The 20,565-nt window shown below is 59.0% G+C and carries 21 protein-coding genes and 1 rRNA gene (1 of these 22 only partly in view); 9 read left to right on the forward strand and 13 right to left on the reverse strand.

The window, feature by feature from the left end:
* Together RB216_RS26395 and tyrS are read right to left on the reverse strand one after the other, a co-directional pair.
* Positions 1-737 (reverse strand): 16S ribosomal RNA (locus RB216_RS26395); it reaches 800 nt to the left of the window's first position.
* A gap of 496 nt (positions 738-1,233) precedes the next feature.
* Positions 1,234-2,433: a tyrosine--tRNA ligase gene (gene tyrS, locus RB216_RS26400; protein WP_016977905.1), complete on the reverse strand. Its 1,200-nt coding sequence runs from the start codon at positions 2,431-2,433 to the stop codon at positions 1,234-1,236.
* Between the two features lie 208 nt (positions 2,434-2,641).
* On the opposite strand from tyrS, the gene RB216_RS26405 reads away from it, so the two are divergent.
* Together RB216_RS26405 and RB216_RS26410 are read left to right on the forward strand one after the other, a co-directional pair.
* A complete protein-coding gene (locus RB216_RS26405) occupies positions 2,642-4,060 on the forward strand; it encodes a peptidoglycan DD-metalloendopeptidase family protein (protein ID WP_308908051.1) in 1,419 nt (472 codons plus the stop codon).
* A gap of 3 nt (positions 4,061-4,063) precedes the next feature.
* On the forward strand, positions 4,064-5,155 hold the full coding sequence (locus tag RB216_RS26410) for an anhydro-N-acetylmuramic acid kinase (RefSeq protein WP_308908052.1): 1,092 nt from the start codon (positions 4,064-4,066) through the stop codon (positions 5,153-5,155).
* Between the two features lie 67 nt (positions 5,156-5,222).
* On the opposite strand, the gene erpA is transcribed toward RB216_RS26410, so the two are convergent.
* Together erpA and argC are read right to left on the reverse strand one after the other, a co-directional pair.
* Entirely contained in the window at positions 5,223-5,573 is a 351-nt protein-coding gene (gene erpA / locus RB216_RS26415) for an iron-sulfur cluster insertion protein ErpA (protein WP_003176443.1), read from the reverse strand.
* Positions 5,574-5,737: 164 nt separating this feature from the next.
* Positions 5,738-6,772 (reverse strand): N-acetyl-gamma-glutamyl-phosphate reductase, encoded by a 1,035-nt coding sequence (gene argC / locus RB216_RS26420; RefSeq protein WP_010206935.1) that lies wholly within the window; start codon positions 6,770-6,772, stop codon positions 5,738-5,740.
* Positions 6,773-6,907: 135 nt separating this feature from the next.
* Between argC and hemJ the strand changes: the two genes are divergently transcribed.
* From hemJ to coq7, 6 genes are all read left to right on the forward strand, one after another.
* Positions 6,908-7,336 (forward strand): protoporphyrinogen oxidase HemJ, encoded by a 429-nt coding sequence (gene hemJ / locus RB216_RS26425; RefSeq protein ID WP_028618141.1) that lies wholly within the window; start codon positions 6,908-6,910, stop codon positions 7,334-7,336.
* 24 nt (positions 7,337-7,360) lie between these two features.
* Entirely contained in the window at positions 7,361-8,323 is a 963-nt protein-coding gene (locus tag RB216_RS26430) for an NAD(P)H-dependent flavin oxidoreductase (protein WP_025857066.1), read from the forward strand.
* A 69-nt stretch (positions 8,324-8,392) separates the two neighbouring features.
* Complete coding sequence (locus RB216_RS26435) at positions 8,393-9,349, forward strand: DUF805 domain-containing protein (RefSeq protein WP_028618142.1); 957 nt, start codon at positions 8,393-8,395, stop codon at positions 9,347-9,349.
* Positions 9,350-9,412: 63 nt separating this feature from the next.
* Positions 9,413-10,201: an SDR family NAD(P)-dependent oxidoreductase gene (locus RB216_RS26440; protein ID WP_016977897.1), complete on the forward strand. Its 789-nt coding sequence runs from the start codon at positions 9,413-9,415 to the stop codon at positions 10,199-10,201.
* Between the two features lie 46 nt (positions 10,202-10,247).
* Entirely contained in the window at positions 10,248-10,586 is a 339-nt protein-coding gene (locus tag RB216_RS26445) for a histidine triad nucleotide-binding protein (protein ID WP_010206940.1), read from the forward strand.
* A 116-nt stretch (positions 10,587-10,702) separates the two neighbouring features.
* A complete protein-coding gene (coq7, locus tag RB216_RS26450) occupies positions 10,703-11,350 on the forward strand; it encodes a 2-polyprenyl-3-methyl-6-methoxy-1,4-benzoquinone monooxygenase (RefSeq protein ID WP_015886151.1) in 648 nt (215 codons plus the stop codon).
* A gap of 64 nt (positions 11,351-11,414) precedes the next feature.
* Here the strand turns inward: coq7 and RB216_RS26455 are convergent, their stop codons facing one another.
* The gene (locus RB216_RS26455; RefSeq protein ID WP_005792019.1) at positions 11,415-11,837 is read right to left on the reverse strand and encodes an OsmC family protein; all 423 of its coding nucleotides are present in this window, start codon (positions 11,835-11,837) and stop codon (positions 11,415-11,417) included.
* A 247-nt stretch (positions 11,838-12,084) separates the two neighbouring features.
* Here RB216_RS26455 and crp point away from each other — a divergent pair, with 247 nt between their 5' ends.
* Entirely contained in the window at positions 12,085-12,729 is a 645-nt protein-coding gene (gene crp / locus RB216_RS26460) for a cAMP-activated global transcriptional regulator CRP (protein ID WP_308908053.1), read from the forward strand.
* Here the strand turns inward: crp and RB216_RS26465 are convergent.
* From RB216_RS26465 to RB216_RS26500, 8 genes are all read right to left on the reverse strand, one after another.
* Positions 12,726-13,421, reverse strand: a complete 696-nt coding sequence (locus RB216_RS26465; RefSeq protein ID WP_308908054.1) for a lipoyl protein ligase domain-containing protein — start codon at positions 13,419-13,421, stop codon at positions 12,726-12,728. The genes crp and RB216_RS26465 overlap by 4 nt on opposite strands.
* Positions 13,422-13,581: 160 nt before the next feature.
* Positions 13,582-14,418, reverse strand: coding sequence for an indole-3-glycerol phosphate synthase TrpC (trpC, locus tag RB216_RS26470; protein ID WP_308908055.1), 837 nt, complete (start codon positions 14,416-14,418; stop codon positions 13,582-13,584).
* On the reverse strand, positions 14,415-15,464 hold the full coding sequence (gene trpD, locus RB216_RS26475) for an anthranilate phosphoribosyltransferase (RefSeq protein ID WP_010206948.1): 1,050 nt from the start codon (positions 15,462-15,464) through the stop codon (positions 14,415-14,417). Before trpD ends, trpC begins: the two co-directional genes overlap by 4 nt.
* Before the next feature lie 9 nt (positions 15,465-15,473).
* Positions 15,474-16,067, reverse strand: a complete 594-nt coding sequence (locus tag RB216_RS26480) for an aminodeoxychorismate/anthranilate synthase component II (protein ID WP_236318464.1) — start codon at positions 16,065-16,067, stop codon at positions 15,474-15,476.
* 9 nt (positions 16,068-16,076) lie between these two features.
* The gene (gene trpE, locus RB216_RS26485; RefSeq protein WP_028618147.1) at positions 16,077-17,558 is read right to left on the reverse strand and encodes an anthranilate synthase component I; all 1,482 of its coding nucleotides are present in this window, start codon (positions 17,556-17,558) and stop codon (positions 16,077-16,079) included.
* 70 nt (positions 17,559-17,628) lie between these two features.
* Complete coding sequence (locus tag RB216_RS26490) at positions 17,629-18,447, reverse strand: phosphoglycolate phosphatase (protein ID WP_308908056.1); 819 nt, start codon at positions 18,445-18,447, stop codon at positions 17,629-17,631.
* Positions 18,444-19,118, reverse strand: coding sequence for a ribulose-phosphate 3-epimerase (rpe, locus tag RB216_RS26495; RefSeq protein WP_028618149.1), 675 nt, complete (start codon positions 19,116-19,118; stop codon positions 18,444-18,446). The genes RB216_RS26490 and rpe overlap by 4 nt, the downstream gene beginning before the upstream one ends.
* 84 nt (positions 19,119-19,202) lie before the next feature.
* A complete protein-coding gene (locus tag RB216_RS26500; protein WP_308908057.1) occupies positions 19,203-20,351 on the reverse strand; it encodes an iron-containing alcohol dehydrogenase in 1,149 nt (382 codons plus the stop codon).
* Positions 20,352-20,565 lie beyond the last annotated feature (214 nt).

Below are 20,565 nucleotides of genomic sequence, written 5' to 3' on the forward strand. Positions count from 1 at the left end.
TCCAGGTGGTCGCCTTCGCCACTGGTGTTCCTTCCTATATCTACGCATTTCACCGCTACACAGGAAATTCCACCACCCTCTACCATACTCTAGTCAGTCAGTTTTGAATGCAGTTCCCAGGTTGAGCCCGGGGATTTCACATCCAACTTAACAAACCACCTACGCGCGCTTTACGCCCAGTAATTCCGATTAACGCTTGCACCCTCTGTATTACCGCGGCTGCTGGCACAGAGTTAGCCGGTGCTTATTCTGTCGGTAACGTCAAAACACTAACGTATTAGGTTAATGCCCTTCCTCCCAACTTAAAGTGCTTTACAATCCGAAGACCTTCTTCACACACGCGGCATGGCTGGATCAGGCTTTCGCCCATTGTCCAATATTCCCCACTGCTGCCTCCCGTAGGAGTCTGGACCGTGTCTCAGTTCCAGTGTGACTGATCATCCTCTCAGACCAGTTACGGATCGTCGCCTTGGTGAGCCATTACCTCACCAACTAGCTAATCCGACCTAGGCTCATCTGATAGCGCAAGGCCCGAAGGTCCCCTGCTTTCTCCCGTAGGACGTATGCGGTATTAGCGTTCGTTTCCGAACGTTATCCCCCACTACCAGGCAGATTCCTAGGCATTACTCACCCGTCCGCCGCTCTCAAGAGAAGCAAGCTTCTCTCTACCGCTCGACTTGCATGTGTTAGGCCTGCCGCCAGCGTTCAATCTGAGCCATGATCAAACTCTTCAGTTCAAACATCTTTGGGTTTTTAAGAAACCCTAAACTTGGCTCAGCAATCGTTGGTTACATCTTTGATTTCTCGCGGAGTAACTTGTGATGCTGATAATCTTGTTGACTATCAGTCTGACTCCACAAGCACCCACACGAATTGCTTGATTCAGTTGTTAAAGAGCGGTTGGTTAAGATCTTTCATCTCAACCGAGGCGCGCATTCTACAGCAGCCTCATTTGCTGTCAAGTGATTATTTTCAGAAGCTTTCGAAGATTTCTTCAACAACTTCAACCACTTGCGCTTCCGATCTCTCGTCAGCGGGAGGCGAATTCTACAGCGTTACACGCTGCTGTCAACACCTCTTTTTCAACTTCCTTTTGGCTTCGATGAACTGAAGCAACCTGCTGCCGAAAACCACATAACTCATTGTTTACCAAGGAGTTTTCCGTTTCGACTGCGCCGGAAGTGGGGCGAATTATAGAGAGTTACAATTCGCCGTCAATACCTAATTTCAGTTTTATTCGGATTTGAGCGTAATACGCGCAAATGCCTTCTTTCCAGCCTGGCAAACGTGGGTAGCACCCAACTCGTATATAAAGGTGCGGTCCACAACCTCACCATCTATACGCACACCACCAGAACCCAGAAGGTCGCGCGCAACGGCCGAGTTCTTAACCAGACCCGCCTTATTAAGGACAGCCGCGATCGGCATCGCCTCGGCAGCAGACAGCTCAATCTCCGGCAGATCATCCGGCAGCTCGCCATCCTTCATGCGATTACCCGCGGCACGGTGAGCATTGGCAGCAGCCTCTTCACCATGGAAACGCGCAACAATCTCTTCAGCCAGCTTGATCTTCACGTCACGAGGATTGGCGCCTGCCTCTACATCAGCACGCAGCGCATTGATCTCATCCATAGAGCGGAAGCTCAACAACTCGAAGTAACGCCACATCAGCGCATCCGGAATGGAGACCAGCTTGCCGTACATCACACCCGGCGCTTCCTGGATGCCGACATAGTTGCCCAAGGACTTGGACATCTTCTTGACGCCATCCAACCCTTCGAGCAACGGCATGGTCAGAATGCATTGAGCTTCCTGCCCATACGCACGCTGCAGTTCACGCCCCATCAACAGGTTGAATTTCTGGTCGGTGCCACCCAACTCAACGTCCGCACGCAAGGCTACCGAGTCATAGCCCTGAACCAGCGGATAGAGGAACTCATGAATAGCGATCGGCTGATTGGTGGAGTAGCGCTTGTCGAAGTCATCGCGCTCAAGCATCCGCGCAACGGTGTACTGAGAGGTCAGACGAATGAAGTCCGCCGGCCCCATCTGATCCATCCAGGTGGAGTTGAATGCCACTTCGGTCTTGGCCGGATCGAGAATCTTGAACACCTGGGTCTTGTAGGTCTCGGCATTGTCGAGCACCTGCTCACGCGTCAGCGGCGGACGCGTCGCGCTCTTACCACTCGGATCACCGATCATTCCGGTGAAGTCACCGATAAGGAAGATGACCTGATGCCCCAGCTCCTGGAACTGGCGCAGCTTATTAATAAGCACGGTATGACCCAGGTGCAGATCCGGCGCGGTCGGATCAAAGCCAGCCTTAATACGCAGGGGCTGGCCACGCTTGAGCTTTTCGATCAGCTCAGCTTCAACCAACAGTTCTTCCGCACCACGTTTTATCAGCGCTAGCTGCTCTTCAACCGACTTCATAACAGACCCGCAAGGCTCAGATTCAAAAGGGAACCAACCATACAAGATCAGGGACTAATTACAAGTTTTGCCCTGCGAACGGACACCGTTCAGCAAGCCCAGCGTTCGCGAGCTTGCGCCACAGATGATTTGGTTATATTTTATACAGTTATTTCATCTTCATCATGTCATTCATCTTTTCCATTTCATCTTCAAAGTCAAATTACCTATGACCACTGAACCGTCTAAAGCGCCGCCGCTTTACCCGAAGACCCACCTGCTCGCCGCAAGTGGTATCGCCGCACTTCTCAGCCTGGCACTCCTGGTATTCCCTTCCAGTGACGTAGAAGCCAAACGAACATCCCTGAGCCTTGACCTGGAAAGCCCCGCTGAACAACTGACACAAGATCAAGACGCTTCCGACGCGCAACAAGCCACAAATGAACCGACCGAATCGCCGTTCGCCCAGATAGAAAGCAGCCCCGAAGATACCCAGCAAGCCGCCCAAGAGCCGCCTGCACCGGTCGTCGACGCTGCCAAGAACCCACAACACCGCGAAGTGATCGTGGCCAAGGGCGACACATTGTCGACCCTGTTCGAGAAAGTCGGCCTCCCCGCTGCCACCGTCAATGAAGTACTGGCCAGCGACAAGCAAGCCAAGCAATTCACCCAGCTCAAACACGGCCAGAAACTTGAGTTCGAACTGACGCCTGACGGCCAACTGCACAACCTGCATAGCAATGTCAGCGACCTTGAAAGCATCACCCTGACCAAAGGCGCCAAGGGCTTTGCCTTTAACCGCATCACCACCAAACCAGTGATGCGCTCCGCCTACGTGCACGGCGTCATCAACAGCTCGCTGTCACAATCCGCAGCCCGCGCCGGCCTGTCCCACAGCATGACCATGGACATGGCCAGCGTGTTTGGCTACGACATCGACTTCGCTCAGGACATCCGGCAAGGCGACGAATTCGACGTGATCTACGAGCAGAAAGTCGCCAACGGCAAGGTCATCGGCACTGGCAATATCCTCTCGGCGCGTTTTACCAACCGCGGCAAAACCTACACCGCCGTGCGTTACACCAACAAACAAGGCAACAGCAGCTACTACACCGCCGACGGCAATAGCATGCGCAAGGCCTTCATCCGCACCCCAGTGGACTTCGCTCGTATTAGCTCGCGTTTCTCCATGGGTCGCAAGCATCCAATTCTGAACAAAATCCGCGCCCATAAAGGTGTGGACTATGCGGCCCCGCGTGGCACGCCGATCAAGGCTGCCGGCGACGGCAAGGTACTGCTGGCCGGTCGTCGCGGCGGTTACGGCAATACCGTGATCATCCAGCACGGCAACACCTACCGTACGCTATATGGCCACATGCAAGGTTTCGCCAAGGGCGTGCAAACTGGCGGTACCGTGAAGCAAGGCCAGGTGATCGGCTATATCGGCACTACCGGCCTGTCCACTGGCCCGCACTTGCACTATGAGTTCCAGGTCAATGGCGTCCACGTCGACCCACTGGGCCAGAAACTGCCGATGGCCGACCCGATCGCCAAGGCCGAGCGCGCCCGCTTCATGCAACAAAGCCAGCCGTTGATGGCGCGCATGGATCAAGAGCGCTCCACCCTGCTGGCTTCGGCGAAGCGTTAAGGTATGCCGCTCTATATAGGCGTGATGTCCGGGACCAGCCTCGACGGCCTGGACATTGCCTTGATCGAGCAAGACCCGGCGATCAAGTTGATCGCCACGCACTACATCCCAATGCCAGATACCCTGCGCGCCGAGCTGCTCGCTCTATGCGCCAGTGGGCCGGATGAAATTGCCCGCTCAGCCATCGCCCAGCAAAACTGGGTGAACCTCGCCGCACAAGGCATTCACGCTCTACTCGACCAGCAAAACCTCAAGCCGCAGGACATTCGTGCGGTTGGTAGCCATGGCCAGACCATCCGTCATGAGCCCGCCCGAGGCTTTACCGTACAAATCGGTAATCCGGCCTTGCTCAGCGAGCTGACAAACATCACCGTGGTCAGCGATTTCCGCAGCCGCGATGTGGCCGCCGGTGGCCAGGGCGCCCCGCTGGTGCCCGCCTTCCACGAAGCGTTGTTTGGCGAGCGCACTGGTAACCGTGCCGTATTGAATGTCGGAGGTTTCAGCAACCTCAGCCTTATCGAGACCGCTAAGCCTGTAGCCGGCTTCGACTGCGGCCCGGGCAACGTCCTACTGGATGCGTGGATTCACCAACAACGCGGCGAACACTTTGATCGCGATGGTCAGTGGGCAGCCAGCGGCAAGGTCGAGCCTCAGTTGCTCAATGCCCTGCTCAGCGACCCCTTCTTCGTGACCAAAGGCCCCAAGAGCACTGGGCGCGAAGTGTTCAACCTGGAATGGCTGCGCCAACACCTTACCCGCTTGCCTGCATTTGAGCCCCAGAATGTGCAGGCAACGCTGCTTGAGCTGACCGCCCTGACGATCGTTGAGTCCCTACAGTCGGCCCAATCCCAGACAGAAACATTGCTGGTATGTGGCGGCGGCGCTCACAACGCCACGCTGATGAACCGTCTGGCCACCCTGCTTCCGTCAACTCACGTCAGCAGCACCGCTACCTACGGGGTGGATCCCGACTGGGTCGAAGCCATGGCCTTCGCCTGGCTGGCCCACTGCTGCCTCGAAGGCATTGCCGCCAACCGCCCGAGCGTCACCGGCGCACGCGGGCTTCGGGTACTGGGCGCGATCTACCCCGCCTAAAATATCCGGACAGCAAAACGCCGCTTGGCCTATCACAGCCAAGCGGCGTTTTTGTATACGCTACAGATTAGATCGAGAACGAAGACCCGCAACCACAGGTCGTGGTGGCATTAGGGTTCTTGATCACGAAACGCGAACCCTCCAGACCTTCCTGGTAATCCACCTCGGCACCTGCCAGGTATTGGAAGCTCATCGGATCCACGACCAGGCTCACGCCCTCGCGCTCAACGATGGTGTCATCATCGGCCACATCTTCATCGAAGGTAAAACCGTACTGAAACCCTGAACAACCGCCGCCCGTAACGAATACGCGCAGCTTCAAGCGATCATTACCCTCTTCATCGACCAGGCTCTTCACCTTGTGCGCAGCACCGTGGGTGAATTGCAAAGCCGTGGGGGTGAAGGATTCAACGCTCATGCTGATAATCTCCCGGCGTACCGCCGCCATATGCGTAATGGCGGCATTATCCGCTTCTCCTAGAAAAGCGGTCAACTATTGTTACGGTATATCAATCTGCGCTGCTGCCATTAAAAACACAAAAGGCCCGATCAACGGGCCTTTTGCTTAACAGCCAGGTAGCCTTAAGGCAGCATGCCCGCGTGGGACAAGCCGAGCTTCTCATCCAGGCCAAACAGGATGTTCATGTTCTGCACTGCTTGGCCAGACGCGCCCTTGACCAAGTTATCAATCACCGACAACACCACGACCAAGTCGCCATCCTGAGGACGGTGTACGGCAATCCGGCACACGTTGGCACCACGTACGCTGCGGGTTTCCGGGTGGCTGCCAGCTGGCATCACATCGACGAACGGTTCGTTGGCATAACGTTTTTCGAACAGCGCCTGCAGGTCTACCGAACGGTCAACCACAGTGGCATACAGTGTGGAGTGAATGCCGCGAATCATCGGCGTCAGATGAGGCACGAAGGTCAGGCCCACATCTTTACCCGCCGCACGACGCAAGCCTTGGCGGATTTCCGGCAAGTGACGGTGACCTTTCACCGCATAGGCCTTCATGCTTTCCGACGTCTCGGAGTACAGCGAACCAACCGCCGCCCCACGACCGGCACCACTGACACCTGACTTGCAGTCAGCAATCAAACGCGAAGCGTCCGCCAACCCGGCTTCCAGCAAAGGCAGGAAACCCAATTGAGTAGCAGTCGGGTAGCAACCCGGCACCGCGATCAGGCGCGCTTGCTTGATCTGCTCACGATTGACTTCCGGCAGGCCGTACACTGCCTCTTCCAACAGCTCCGGCGCGCCGTGGGGCTGGCCGTACCACTTAGCCCACTCGTCAGCGTCCTGCAGACGGAAATCCGCAGACAAATCGATCACCTTGGTACCCGCCGCCAGCAGTTCACCGGCCAATGCATGGGCAACACCGTGCGGGGTAGCGAAGAACACCACGTCGCAGGCGCCCAGGGTCTTGATGTCCGGAACGCTGAACGCCAGGCCGTCGTAGTGGCCTCGCAGGTTCGGGTACATATCGGCCACGGCCAGCCCGGCCTCGGATCGGGAAGTGATGACCACCACCTCAGCTTGCGGATGCTGTGCCAACAGACGCAGCAATTCGACACCGGTGTAACCCGTGCCGCCGACGATACCGACCTTGACCATAAACCTGCCCTCAACGAACCCACTGGAAAGCCGTCGATAATAGGGGCCGTATCGTCCTGCGACAACCGTCAACGTGACGTACGGGCGCATGAGCCACTACTATCTCGGCTACCGTGAACCTGGGAATAACTAAAAATGCTTTATCTATGGGTCAAAGCCTTTCATATCGTCAGCATTGTCTGCTGGTTTGCCGGGCTGTTTTACCTGCCCCGCCTGTTCGTTTACCACGCGCAGAGCGACGACACTGTCAGTAAAGAACGTTTCAGCGTCATGGAGCGCAAGCTGTACCGCGGCATCATGGGGCCGGCAATGGTTGCCGCGCTGATCTTCGGCGGTTGGCTGATCTACCTGAACCCGAGCATCTTTCACTCGGGCGGTTGGATTCACGCCAAGCTGACGCTGGTCGTACTGCTTATTGGCTACCACCACATGTGCGGCGCACAGGTAAAACGTTTTGCGCGTGGCGAAAACACCCGCAGCCATGTCTTTTATCGCTGGTTCAATGAAGTGCCCGTTCTGATATTGCTGGCTATCGTAATTTTGGTCGTGGTCAAACCGTTCTAACTTCAATTACTCGGGGTACCTCCAATGTCATTGCCCGCTCTGCTTGAACAACGCCTGCGCCTGCCCGTCGTGGCGGCGCCGATGTTCCTGATTTCCAACCCGCAACTGGTCCTGGCGTGCTGCCGCAATGGGGTGGTCGGGAGTTTCCCGGCGCTCAACCAACGTGAAAGCAGTGGGTTCAAGGCCTGGCTGGAGGAAATCGAAGCGGGCCTGGCCCAGTTGGACAATCCCGCGCCTTACGCCGTCAACCTGATCGTGCACAACAGCAACCCAAGGCTCGAGGCGGATCTGGCGATCTGCGTCGAGCACAAAGTGCCGATCGTCATCACCAGCCTGGGCGCCGTGAAGGAGTTGGTAGACGCCGTACACAGCTACGGTGGTCTGGTATTCCATGACGTCACCACCCGACGTCATGCCGAGAAGGCTGCCGAAGCCGGCGTAGATGGCCTGATTGCCGTAGCGGCCGGTGCTGGCGGCCATGCCGGCACCTGGAGCCCTTTCTCGCTGATTGCCGAGATTCGCCAGTTCTTCGACAAGACCCTGCTGCTGGCCGGCTGCCTCAACCACGGGCACGAGATTCTCGCCGCCCAGTTGCTCGGTGCAGACCTGGCCTACTTCGGCACACGTTTTATCGGCACCACCGAAAGTCACGCCCCGGATGCTTATAAAGAGATGCTGCTCACATCGCGCGCGGCCGACATCGTGCACACTCCCGCTGTCTCCGGCGTGCCCGCCAGCTTTATGCGCCAGAGCCTGGAAAACGCCGGTTTCGACCTCGCCGCCTTGCAAGGCAAAGGCGAAGTCAACTTCGGTTCCAAGCTCAAGCCGTTGAGCGACGAGGCCAAGGCATGGAAGACTGTATGGTCCGCCGGCCAAGGTGTCGGTGAGATTGATGATTTGCCCAGCGTCGATGAACTGGTTGCCCGTCTGGATGCCGAATACCGCAAGGCCCGTGAACAGGCAGCTCAATTGCGCTGGCCGCGCTGACCCACCGCATGGCCTGCTGCTTGAGCCGGCCTGCACTACCTCCCTGAATCAAGTGACAAGGAAGCCCGCATGAGCGACAACCGTTTCAAGATTGTGTTTGATGGAGCCCTGCTCCCGGGTGTCGAAAGCACCACGGCCAAGCTGAACCTGGCCGAGCTGTTCAAGAGTGACGTCGAAGCCATCGAGAAGCTCTTCACCGGTCGCCCTGTCGCACTCAAACGTGACCTGTCGCGCCCGGATGCGGAAACCTACCTCACCGCACTAAAAAACGCCGGTGTCGATGCGCGCATTGAGCCCGAACAGCCTGTGGCCTTCAGCCTGGCTGAAACTCACGAGACAGACTCTGGCAGTTTCTCGCGCCCTGCGGCCTCACCGTATGCACCACCGCGCTCCGCCGTGGGTGATGACCTGCCGGAGTACGCCACCCTCAAGGTGTTCACTATCCACGGACGCATCGGTCGTCTGCGTTATCTCGCCTGGACCCTGGTGTTGACCCTGGCACTATTGGTTGCCGGCGGCATCATCAGCACCGTCAGCTTTGCCGTTGCCACCGCTTCGCCGACTGCTGGCACCATCCTCGGCGTATTGCTGGGCCTCGCATTGTTTGTTGCGCTGGTCTGGGTCAGTGTACAAATCGGTGTGCAGCGCCTGCACGACCTGGGTTGGTCGGGCTGGTTGTACTTCCTCAACCTGGTTCCGCTGGTGAACAGCGTCTTCCCGATCCTGCTGCTGGTATTGCCAGGTAATGCAGGCGCCAACCAGTACGGCGCGCCACCACCACGCAACTCCACGGCGGTAAAAGTCCTGGCCACCCTGTGGCTGGCGTTTATCCCGGTCATGCTTGCCATCGTGGTGACCCTGGGCATGAACGGTTACCTGAACCAGCTCGAAGCCAACATGGACAGCAGCTACGAAAGCAGCTCCATCACCTCCGATGAAGATGCCGACCAAGCCGCGACCGTCGAAGAAGACGAAGCACAGAGTGCTGACGAAGCGGGCGAACCTGTAGACTCTCCAGAACAGTGAAGAAACGCCCCCGGCCTGTGATGCCTTTGTCACAGGCGCGGCGGCGTTGCGATGGAGAAAGGCATGACCCGTTACGCTCTGATCACCGGCGCCTCCAGCGGCATTGGCCTGGCCATGGCCGAAGCCTTGGCCCGTCGCGGCCGCAGCTTGATTCTGGTGGCCCGCCAGCGTGATCAGTTGGAAAGCATTGCAATCGAATTGACCCAACGGTTTGGTGTCGAGGTGCTGTTCCGAGCCTGCGACCTGGGCGAGCCGTTGCGCTTGTCCGGGTTCCTGCTGGAGCTTGAAGAAGGCGAGCGGCAGATCGACCTGCTGGTGAACTGCGCCGGCATCGGCACCAGCGGGCCATTCCTGGCCCAGGACTGGATGACCGAACAAGACCTCATGGAGGTCAACATCCTCGCCCTGACCCGTATGTGCCACGCGCTCGGTAACACCATGGCGCTGCACGGCGGCGGGCAGATTCTCAATGTGGCGTCCATCGCGGCGTTCCAGCCCGGCCCGTGGATGAGCACTTATTACGCCAGCAAGGCCTATGTACTGCATTTCTCCGAAGGCCTGCGCGAAGAACTGAAAACCTGCGGCATCAAGGTTTCGGTGCTCTGCCCCGGCCCGACACGCACCGCGTTCTTCGGCACCGCGCAGATGGACACCGCCAAGCTCGACCGCAGCCAACAGCTGATGAGCCCCGAGGAAGTGGCGCTCTATACCGTGCGGGCCCTGGAAAAGAACAAAGCCATCATCATCCCCGGCCGTCGCAACCGCTGGATTGCCTTCAGCCCGCGTTTCAGCCCACGCTGGCTGACCCGCAAGATTGCCGGCGCCATCAACAAGGCCTATTGCCCACGTTGATTGGCTGAGTACACTCACCTTGCACATTCATAATGGAGAAACAGCTGTGGATACTCTGTTCACCAAGATCATCAACAGAGAAATACCCGCGGATATCATCTACGAAGATGATCAAGTCCTGGCGTTCAAGGACATCCATCCGGCGGCACCTGTGCATTTCCTGGTCATTCCCAAGAAACACATCCCCACGCTCAATGACCTGACTGAAGAAGATAAAGCCCTGGCCGGTCATATCCTGTTCACCGCCCAGCGCCTGGCTGTAGAACAAGGGTGTGAAGAAGGTTTCCGGGTGGTGATGAACTGCAACCCGAAAGGCGGGCAGACCGTTTATCACATCCATATGCATGTGCTGGGTCAGCGCCAGATGAACTGGCCGCCGGGCTGATCAGCCTTTCAGCAAAGGTCGCAGCCCAGACTGCGACCCCATGCCCTTGATGCAGCGCAAACGCTTCCCCCTCTCTTGCGGTAAACTGGCCGCCGAGATTCTTCCCGGAGGTCAGCATGACTACCCAACGTCACTACTCGCCGATTGACCGTCTGTTGCTGCAAGCCGATATGGCCATGCGCACGCTGCTGCCGTTCAGCGGCCAGCCGTATCGCCCTTCGCCCGCGATCGTGCAGCCCGACGCGCAGATGAGCGAGACCGAGACCCGCCACGTTGCCGGCCTGATGCGTATCAATCATACCGGCGAAGTCTGCGCCCAGGCGCTGTACCAGGGCCAGGCCCTGACCGCCAAGCTGCCGCAGGTCCGTGCCGCCATGGAACATGCCGCCGAGGAAGAAATCGACCACCTGGCCTGGTGCGAGCAACGCATTCGCCAATTGGGCAGTCACCCGAGTGTGCTGAACCCTTTGTTTTACGGCTTGTCGTTCGGGATTGGCGCCGCTGCCGGCCTGATCAGCGACAAAGTCAGCCTGGGTTTTGTCGCCGCGACTGAGCACCAAGTGTGCAAACACCTGGATGAGCATCTGGAACAACTGCCAGCCGAGGACGAAAAGTCCCGGGCGATTCTTGAGCAGATGCGTATCGATGAAGAACACCACGCGGAAAGCGCGCTGGATGCGGGCGGTTTCCGGTTTCCGGCGCCGGTGCGGTTCGGCATGAGTCTCTTGGCCAAAGTCATGACCAAAAGCACCTATAGAATTTGAATGTATCAAACCGAAAAAAGGGCGCTATCACAGCGCCCTTTCTTTTTGCCCGCCGATTGAGTGATCAACCCAACTCGATGATTTCGTAATCATGGGTGATGGCCACACCAGCCGCGCCGAGCATGATCGATGCCGAACAATACTTCTCGGCCGAAAGCTCGATAGCACGCTTGACCTGGGCTTCTTTCAGCGCCCGGCCCTTCACCACGAAATGCATATGGATTTTGGTGAATACCTTGGGGTCTTCGGTCGCGCGCTCGGCTTCCAGAAAGGCTTCGCAGCTTTCCACGGCCTGGCGGGATTTCTTCAGGATGCTGACCACGTCGAAATTGCTGCAACCGCCTACGCCCAGCAGGAGCATTTCCATCGGGCGTACGCCCAGGTTACGGCCACCGGCTTCCGGCGGGCCATCCATGACCACCACATGGCCACTGCCCGACTCACCGAGGAACATGGCTTCGCCCGCCCATTGGATGCGTGCCTTCATCGCCCAGACTCCACTGCTAAAAAAGGGTCGCCAGCTTAGCACAGGGCCCGCCTGCGTCAGCGTTTGCAACAAAAGCGATCAATAGCAGGCTTTGCGCGGAAAATTGGCTAATCGAGTCAGAATGTGTCTGTTAAGCTGACGCCAAATCGATGGCGTAATGCCACCCTTTATACAGCGCGTATCAGTGCCGATACCCGATGAATACAACAACTCAAACTATTTAGCGCAGTCTTTTCGGGATACAACCATGGTTGCCCTTACTCCCATACCCAAAATCAAGAATCTCGACAAACTGTTGATGCACTGCCAACGCCGCCGCTACCCGGCCAAGCACAACATCATCTGCGCCGGCGAACGCTCCGAAACACTGTTCTTCATTATCAAAGGCTCGGTCACCATCCTGATCGAGGATGAAGACGGCCGCGAAATGATCATCGCCTACCTGAACACCGGGGATTTTTTTGGGGAGTTGGGGCTGTTCGAACAAGCCGGCAAGGAACAGGAACGCAGCGCCTGGGTGCGCGCCAAGGTCGAGTGCGAAGTGGCCGAGATCAGCTACGCCAAATTCCGCGAGCTGGCCCAGCAGGATCCCGACATCCTCTACGCCCTCAGCGGCCAGATTGCCCAGCGCCTGCGGGACACCACGCGCAAGGTCGGCGACCTGGCGTTCTTTGACGTCACCGGTCGTGTCGCCCGCTGCTTGCTGGATTTGTGCAAACAGCCCGACGCCATGACGCACCCCGACGGCATGCAGATCAAGGTCACGCGCCAGGAAATCGGGCGGATTGTCGGCTGTTCACGGGAGATGGTCGGTCGGGTACTCAAGGACCTGGAAGAACGCAACCTGGTACACGTCAAAGGCAAGACGATGGTGGTGTTCGGTACCCGCTAGACCGGCAGGAAGCTGGCCAGCATTTGACGGTACAGGGCGTCCAGCCGGCTGAGTGCATTCGGTGCCGGGAAGACTTCGTGCAGGGCAATATGGCTGTCGGCACGCACCCGCTGGTCGAGGCCGCAAGCTTCATTGAAGCGATTGACCGCCGCGATCAGTTCTTCGCGATCGTTCTCCAGCAACAGCGCACCGTGCACCAAGCCCACCGGGCGGCCATCACTTTGCCGCCAGCGCTGGGCCGTGCCGACCATTTTGCGACCATTGAGGTTAACGTTGTAGCGACCGTCGCAAAACGCACCGTCGATTTCACCAACGGACGCATCGCCTCCCAACTCGATCAGCAAGTCGCTGATCGGTTGGCATAAACGCAAATAACCGATTTCGATACGGTTCTGATCGCCTTCACTGCGCGGCGGAGCATAGACCAGGGCGATGTTGACCGTCGCATTCGACTGCGGCACCGGTTCTCCACCCGTTTCACGCAACAATACCGGCCAACCGGCATCCGCGGAAACCTGGCTGGCGGTCTCAAATGCCGGCAAGCGGCTCAAACGACGTGGCATGACCAAGGCTTGGTCGCTGGGTTGCCAGAACAGCAAGCCGAACTCTTGTTCGCCAGCGCAAACAGCCGCCAACAAGGCTTGCTCGGCGGCAAGACCGGCTTCAACAGTCATCGCTTGCGGCTTAACCATCAACACCTACCTCTCTGAATGAACACCGAACAAATTGTGGGAGCGGGCTTGCTCGCGAATGCGGTAAGACAGCAATGAATATACTGACTGACACACCGCTTTCGCGAGCAAGCCCGCTCCCACATTTAGACTGCATTCCAAATGATGGCCGCGCTTCAAATCAATCCAGTGTCGAACCGCTGACCGCCACACCACGCTCCGGGAAGAACAGGCGCTGCAACTCAGCTCCCGGGTTCTCGGCACGCATGAAGGTCTCGCCCACCAGGAACGAATACACGCCACTGATCTCCATCAGCTCCACATCGGCACGGTTGACGATGCCACTCTCGGTAATCACCAAACGGTCGCGCGGAATGCGCGGCAGCAGGTCGAGGGTGTTCTCCAGGCTGACTTCGAAGGTGTGCAGGTTACGGTTGTTGACCCCCACCAGCGGTGTGTCGAGGGTTTTCAGGGCGCGTTCCAGTTCGTCACCGTCGTGCACTTCCACCAGCACATCCAGGCCGACGCTTTTGGCCACGGCCGCCAGCTCGGCCATCTTCACGTCATCCAGGGCGGAGACGATCAACAGCACACAGTCGGCGCCCAGGGCACGAGCTTCGACAATCTGATACGGGTCGACCATGAAATCCTTGCGGATCACCGGCAACTTGCACGCGGCGCGGGCGTGCTGCAGGAACAGGTCGGAACCCTGGAAGTAGTCGATATCGGTCAGTACGGACAGGCAGGTCGCCCCGCCCTTCTCGTAGCTCTTGGCGATCTCTTCAGGAATGAAGATCTCACGAATCACGCCCTTGCTCGGCGAAGCTTTCTTGATTTCAGCAATGACGGCGGGCTGCTTGAGCTTGGCCTGGGCGATCAGCGCATTGGCAAAGCCACGCGGCGCATCGGCGATCTTCGCCTGGGCTTCCAGCTCGGCCAGGCTCACGCGGGCACGGCGCTCAGCCACTTCTTCAGCCTTGCGGGTCAGGATCTTTTCCAGAACGGTCGGCACACTCATCCTTCATTCTCCATCTTGAATACCGCGGTGAATGCTCCCAGCTCTTCGAGCTTCTCGCGAGCCAGACCGGTGTGCAGCGCATCGTGGGCCAAGGCAACACCTTCTTTAAGACTGTAGGCGTGGTCCGCCGCATACAGCGCAGCACCCGCATTCAACACTATCATCTCGGCAGCTTTTTGACCGTTCTCGGTCTTGCGACGCCCCAGGGCATCGCGAATCAACTCCAGGGAGGCCGCCGGGCTTTCCACCGCCAGGCCGTGCAGGCTCTGGCTCTTCATGCCCAGGTCTTCCGGCTCGACCCAATACTCGGTGACCTGGTCATTTTTCAGCTCTGCCACGAAAGTCGGTGCCGCCAGGCTGAATTCGTCCAGGCCGTCCTTGGAATGCACCACCAACACATGCTTGCTGCCCAGGCGTTGCAGTACTTCGGCCAATGGCCGGCACAGCGCCTGGCTGAACACACCCACCACCTGGTGTTTCACACCGGCCGGATTCGTAAGCGGGCCGAGCATGTTGAACAAGGTGCGCAGGCCGAGGTCCTTACGCGGGCCAGCGGCGTGCTTCATCGCACCATGATGGGATTGGGCAAACATGAAGCCGATGCCGACGCTGTCGATGCAACGCGCCACTTGTACCGGCGTCAGGTTCAGGTAGATCCCGGCCGCCTCCAGCAGGTCGGCGCTGCCGCTCTTGCCGGACACTGCGCGGTTACCGTGCTTGGCCACGGTGCAACCCGCCGCCGCGACCACAAACGAAGAAGCCGTCGACACGTTGAAGATGTTCGCACCATCACCGCCAGTACCGACCACATCGACCACGCCGTCGAGGGTCTTGAGCTCGACCTTGTCCGCCAACTCGCGCATCACCGATACGGCGCCGACAATCTCGTCGATGCTTTCGCTCTTCATGCGCATAGCCATCATGAACGCGCCAATCTGCGCGTCGGTGCATTGACCGGTCATGATTTCGCGCATCACATCGCTCATTTCAGCGGTGCTCAGGTCCAGGTGGCCGACGATACGGCTCAGGGCAGTCTTGATATCCATGGAAAGTCCTTAGCGCGTGCCGCCGCTCTGCTTGAGAAAGTTGGCGAACAGCTCGTAGCCCTGCTCGGTCAGGATCGATTCAGGGTGGAATTGCACCCCTTCGACATTCAGTGTCTTGTGGCGCAGGCCCATGATTTCATCGACCGAGCCGTCTTCAAGTTGGGTCCAGGCGGTCAGCTCCAGGCATTCCGGCAGGGTTTCGCGCTTGACCACCAACGAGTGGTAGCGGGTCACCGTCACCGGCAAGTTGAGGCCATGAAACACGCCTGCATCTTTATGGAACACCGGGCTGGTCTTGCCGTGCATCACCTGTCGCGCGCGCACCACGTCACCGCCAAAGGCCTGGCCGATGGACTGATGGCCCAGGCACACGCCCAGGATCGGCAATTTGCCGGCGAAATACTGGATCGCCTCCAGGGAGATGCCCGCCTCGGTCGGCGTGCACGGGCCTGGCGAAACCACGATGCGCTCCGGGTTCAGGGCAGCGATCTCGGCCACGGTCATTTCGTCGTTGCGCACCACCTTGACTTCGGCACCCAGCTCACCCAGGTATTGCACAACGTTGTAGGTAAAGGAATCGTAGTTATCAATCATCAGCAACATGGGGAAACCTCAGGAATTGGGGGTCTGTTCAGCCAGCGCAACGGCGCGGAACATCGCGCGGCGCTTGTTCAAGGTTTCTTCCCATTCGAGGGCCGGCACCGAGTCGGCGACGATCCCGCCACCGGCCTGCACGTGCAGCTCCCCGTCCTTGATCACGGCCGTGCGGATCGCAATGGCCGTGTCCATGTTGCCGTTCCAGGCGAAATAACCCACGGCGCCGCCATACACACCGCGCTTGACCGGCTCCAGTTCGTCGATGATTTCCATCGCGCGGATCTTCGGCGCACCCGACAAGGTGCCCGCCGGCAGAATCGCGCGCAGCGCGTCCATCGCCGTCAGGCCGGCTTTCAGCTCGCCGGTGACGTTGGACACAATGTGCATCACATTCGAATAACGCTCGATGACCATCTTCTCGGTGAGCTTCACCGAACCGATTTCCGAGACACGCCCGGTGTCGTTGCGGCCCAGGTCGATGAGCATCAGGTGCTCGGCGATTTCCTTGTCGTCGCTCAACAGGTCTTCTTCGAGCGCCAGGTCGGCCTCTTCGGTCGCACCGCGTGGGCGGGTGCCTGCAATCGGGCGCACGGTGATCAGGTTGTCTTCGACACGCACCAGCACTTCCGGCGAACTGCCCACCACGTGGAAGTCGCCAAAGTTGAAGAAGTACATGTACGGCGTGGGGTTGAAGCAACGCAGCGCGCGGTACAGATCGATCGGCGCGGCCTTGAAATCGATGGACATACGCTGCGACGGCACCACCTGCATGCAGTCACCCGCGAGGATGTATTCCTTGATGGTATCGACGGCGCGCTCGTAGTCATCCTGGGTAAAGCTTGAACGAAAGATCGGATCGGCCGCCGGCGGACGGCTGAGGTCCAGGCCGCGACGCGGGGTGATCGGCTGGCGCAGTTTTTCCAACAGGGCTTCGAGGCTGGCGCGGCCTTGCTCGAACGCGTCCTCCTGGGATGGATCGGCGAGTACGATCGCGTGCATCTTGCCGGCAAGGTTATCGAACACCACCACGGCATCGGAAACCATCAGCAGAATGTCCGGCACGCCCAGCGGATCCGGGTTCGGGCATTTGCCCAAGCGTTTTTCCACATAACGCACGCAGTCATAACCGAAGTAACCCACCAGGCCGCCATTGAAACGCGGCAGGCCAGCAATGGTCGGCACGTTGTAGCGCGCCTTGAACGCTTCGACGAACGCCAGCGGATCTTCTACGTCGTGACTTTCGATCTCGACGCCATCATGGGTAATGCTCACATGATGGTCGTGTACCCGCAGCACCGTACGGCACGGCAGGCCGATGATCGAGTAACGCCCCCACTTCTCGCCGCCCTGTACGGACTCGAGCAGGTAGGAGTTAGGCTCGTCGGCCAGTTTCAGATAGATCGACAGCGGCGTGTCGAAGTCGGCCAGGGTTTCGCAGGCCAGGGGGATGCGGTTATAGCCGGCAGCGGCCAAACGCAGGAATTCTTCGCGGGTCATGATATGCCTCGTGGCTTGAGGGTCTAACAGTCAGGTATGCAAACGCGCCGCAGAGTGCGGCCAGGATCAGTCAGGCGCGCCAACGCCAGCGGGCCAGGGCCTTGATGACTTTCATCCAGAGTTTGCGAGTGACCACCACGATGGAATTTCCAGAAGGGGACGGATCGGTATCGGGCAACGTTATCTCAGCGCCAGCTCCCAAGCAACCGGGGATTAACAGGCGCAGGTCATCAATCACCAGTGAAGGCGACTCTTCGGCGATCGGCCGACCATGGTTATAGCCGTAGCTGAGGGCCACGCACTGCACGCCCGCGGCCTTTGCCGCCAGCACATCACTGCGTGAATCGCCGACAAACAACGACTGCGAGGCCGGGATATTGGCCATTTTCATCACGAAAAACAGCGCCGCCGGGTCGGGTTTTTTCTGCTGCAGGGTATCGCCACCGATGATCCAGCGGAAATACCGGCCGATTTTCATCTGGTCCAACAATGGCGCGACGAAGCGCTCCGGCTTGTTGGTGATCAGGGCCATTTCCACGCCCTGCTTGCTCAGCCACTTGAGGGTGTCGCGCACGCCGGGGTAGACCACGGTCAGTTCATGGCCGTCTTCATAGGCGGCGTTGAACAGCTCCAGGGCGTGCTCGGCCTCGACTTCATCGACACCTTCAGCATCGATGTTGTTGGCCAAGGCCCGGCGCACCAGCATCTGCACGCCGTTGCCGACCCATTCGCGCACCGACTCGATCCCGGCCGGCTTGCGCCCCAGCTTGAGCAGCATTTCGTCCACCGCCGCCGCCAGGTCGGGCACCGAGTCGATCAAGGTGCCGTCCAGATCGAACATCACCAGCCGTGGCAATTTGCCGGGGAACAGCTGCTCAAAGCCGCTCATGGACGCGCCAGCGCCAGCTCGGCACGCATCTTGTCGATGACTTCCTGGTAGTCCGGCGCGTTGAAGATCGCCGAGCCGGCCACAAAGGTGTCGGCGCCAGCGGCGGCGATTTCACGGATATTGTTGACGTTGACCCCACCGTCGATTTCCAGGCGGATGTCACGGCCCGAAGCATCGATCAGCGCACGGGCTTCACGCAGCTTGTTCAGCGTGCCCGGGATGAACTTCTGGCCGCCGAAGCCCGGGTTGACGCTCATCAGCAGGATCATGTCGACCTTGTCCATCACGTACTCAAGCACGCTCAACGGAGTGGCCGGGTTGAACACCAGGCCCGCCTTGCAACCACCTTCGTGGATCAGTTGCAGGGTGCGATCGACGTGCAGCGAGGCTTCCGGGTGGAAGGTGATGTAGGTGGCGCCGGCGTCGACGAAGTCGCCGATGATGCGATCCACCGGACTGACCATCAGGTGTGCATCGATCGGCGCAGTGATGCCGTACTTGCGCAGCGCGGCGCAGACCATCGGGCCGATGGTCAGGTTGGGTACGTAGTGGTTGTCCATGACGTCGAAGTGCACGAAGTCGGCACCGGCGGCCAATACCTTGTCCACTTCCTCACCCAGGCGGGCAAAGTCGGCGGAGAGAATCGATGGAGCAATGACGAAGGGCTGCATGACGCACCTTTTTTGAGCTAAATCACGATGGCGCGCATTGTATACCTCATGCTTTGCCGCGCGCACCGTGACCTAACTCAACGGTTAGTAAGCGGCCCGGTAGATTTTCTCGATATCGGCCGCGCTGAGCTTGCGTGGATTGTTGCGCATCAAGCGCTCAATACCCGCCGCTTCTACAGCCATGGCTGGGATCGCGTCCTCGGGCACCCCAAAACTGCGCAACCCCGCCGGGATCTCTACTGCGGCACACAGTCGCGTCATCGCCTCGACGGCCTGGTCGGCGGCATCGTTGACGCTCAAGCCGGTGATATTCACGCCCATCGCCTGCGCAATCTCCTGCATGCGCTCCACGCAGGCCAGCTTGTTCCAGTGCATCACATAGGGCAGCAGCAGCGCATTGCTCACGCCATGGGCGATATTGAACCGCCCGCCCAATGGATAAGCCAACGCGTGCACCGCGCCGACGCCCGCATTCCCGAACGCCATGCCGGCCATCAGGCTGGCGGTGGCCATGTCGTCGCGGGCCTGCAGGTTGGCCGGGTTGGCGTAGGCCTTGGGCAATGCACTGGCGATCAGCTTGATGGCGCCGATAGCCAAGGCGTCGGTGATCGGCGAGGCGTTCAGCGACAAGTAGGACTCGATGGCGTGCACCAGCGCATCGACACCACTGGCGGCGGTAACACTGCGCGGGCAGGTCAGGGTCATCTGCGGGCTGATCAGCGCCACATCCGGCAGCAGGTAATCGCTGACGATGCCTTTTTTCAGCTGCGCGACCTTGTCGGAGAGGATCGCCACATTGGTCACCTCCGAACCGGTGCCGGCGGTGGTGGGGATAGCGATCAGCGGCGGGCCCTTGCGTGGCACCTGGTCGACGCCGAACAAGTCGGCCAGCGCGCCGTGGTAGCCGGCATACGCCGCAACACTTTTGGCGATATCGATGGCACTGCCCCCGCCCACGCCAATCAGGCCGTCGTGCCCGCCCTCGCGGTAAACGCGCATGCAGTCTTCGACAATGGCGATTTCCGGGTCGGGTAACACCCGGTCGAAAATCTCGTAGGTGCGCTCGCCCAGATGTTCGAGTGCCAGCGCCACGGTGCCGGACTTGACCAGCGCGGCGTCGGTGACAATCAGCGGGTTGTCCACATCCAGACGGTTGAGCTCAGCCGCGAGTTGTTCGATGGCGCCAGCGCCGGTCAGCAGTTTGTGGGCGATCTTGAATGAGGAAGTACTCATGTACGCGGCCTCTTATTAAGTGATGGGCTGGCACAAGAGTAGCTGAGTCAAAGAGGTTGTCTGCCATTCAGCGGCTGAATGGCTATCTTATGAATGAACACAAACCAGTGTGGGAGCGGGCTTGCTCGCGAATGAGGTTTGTCAGTGAATACACCTTTAACTGATCCACCGCTTTCGCGAGCAAGCCCGCTCCCACATTTTGATCGCCAACGGG

The organism is Pseudomonas canadensis, from assembly GCF_030980095.1.
Classification (GTDB): Bacteria; Pseudomonadota; Gammaproteobacteria; order Pseudomonadales; family Pseudomonadaceae; genus Aquipseudomonas; species Aquipseudomonas canadensis.

Coding starts and splice junctions, on each gene's coding strand:
- RB216_RS26480 (WP_236318464.1), bottom strand. CDS start 16,067: ATGTTGCTGATGATTGATAACTACGATTCCTTTACCTACAACGTTGTG.
- trpD (WP_010206948.1), bottom strand. CDS start 15,464: ATGGATATCAAGACTGCCCTGAGCCGTATCGTCGGCCACCTGGACCTG.
- coq7 (WP_015886151.1), top strand. CDS start 10,703: ATGACTACCCAACGTCACTACTCGCCGATTGACCGTCTGTTGCTGCAA.
- crp (WP_308908053.1), top strand. CDS start 12,085: ATGGTTGCCCTTACTCCCATACCCAAAATCAAGAATCTCGACAAACTG.
- argC (WP_010206935.1), bottom strand. CDS start 6,772: ATGGTCAAGGTCGGTATCGTCGGCGGCACGGGTTACACCGGTGTCGAA.
- RB216_RS26405 (WP_308908051.1), top strand. CDS start 2,642: ATGACCACTGAACCGTCTAAAGCGCCGCCGCTTTACCCGAAGACCCAC.
- RB216_RS26490 (WP_308908056.1), bottom strand. CDS start 18,447: ATGAGCGGCTTTGAGCAGCTGTTCCCCGGCAAATTGCCACGGCTGGTG.
- RB216_RS26430 (WP_025857066.1), top strand. CDS start 7,361: ATGTCATTGCCCGCTCTGCTTGAACAACGCCTGCGCCTGCCCGTCGTG.
- trpC (WP_308908055.1), bottom strand. CDS start 14,418: ATGAGTGTGCCGACCGTTCTGGAAAAGATCCTGACCCGCAAGGCTGAA.
- hemJ (WP_028618141.1), top strand. CDS start 6,908: ATGCTTTATCTATGGGTCAAAGCCTTTCATATCGTCAGCATTGTCTGC.
- RB216_RS26435 (WP_028618142.1), top strand. CDS start 8,393: ATGAGCGACAACCGTTTCAAGATTGTGTTTGATGGAGCCCTGCTCCCG.
- tyrS (WP_016977905.1), bottom strand. CDS start 2,433: ATGAAGTCGGTTGAAGAGCAGCTAGCGCTGATAAAACGTGGTGCGGAA.
- RB216_RS26410 (WP_308908052.1), top strand. CDS start 4,064: ATGCCGCTCTATATAGGCGTGATGTCCGGGACCAGCCTCGACGGCCTG.
- trpE (WP_028618147.1), bottom strand. CDS start 17,558: ATGACCCGCGAAGAATTCCTGCGTTTGGCCGCTGCCGGCTATAACCGC.
- RB216_RS26500 (WP_308908057.1), bottom strand. CDS start 20,351: ATGAGTACTTCCTCATTCAAGATCGCCCACAAACTGCTGACCGGCGCT.
- RB216_RS26455 (WP_005792019.1), bottom strand. CDS start 11,837: ATGAAGGCACGCATCCAATGGGCGGGCGAAGCCATGTTCCTCGGTGAG.
- rpe (WP_028618149.1), bottom strand. CDS start 19,118: ATGCAGCCCTTCGTCATTGCTCCATCGATTCTCTCCGCCGACTTTGCC.
- RB216_RS26440 (WP_016977897.1), top strand. CDS start 9,413: ATGACCCGTTACGCTCTGATCACCGGCGCCTCCAGCGGCATTGGCCTG.
- RB216_RS26465 (WP_308908054.1), bottom strand. CDS start 13,421: ATGGTTAAGCCGCAAGCGATGACTGTTGAAGCCGGTCTTGCCGCCGAG.
- erpA (WP_003176443.1), bottom strand. CDS start 5,573: ATGAGCGTTGAATCCTTCACCCCCACGGCTTTGCAATTCACCCACGGT.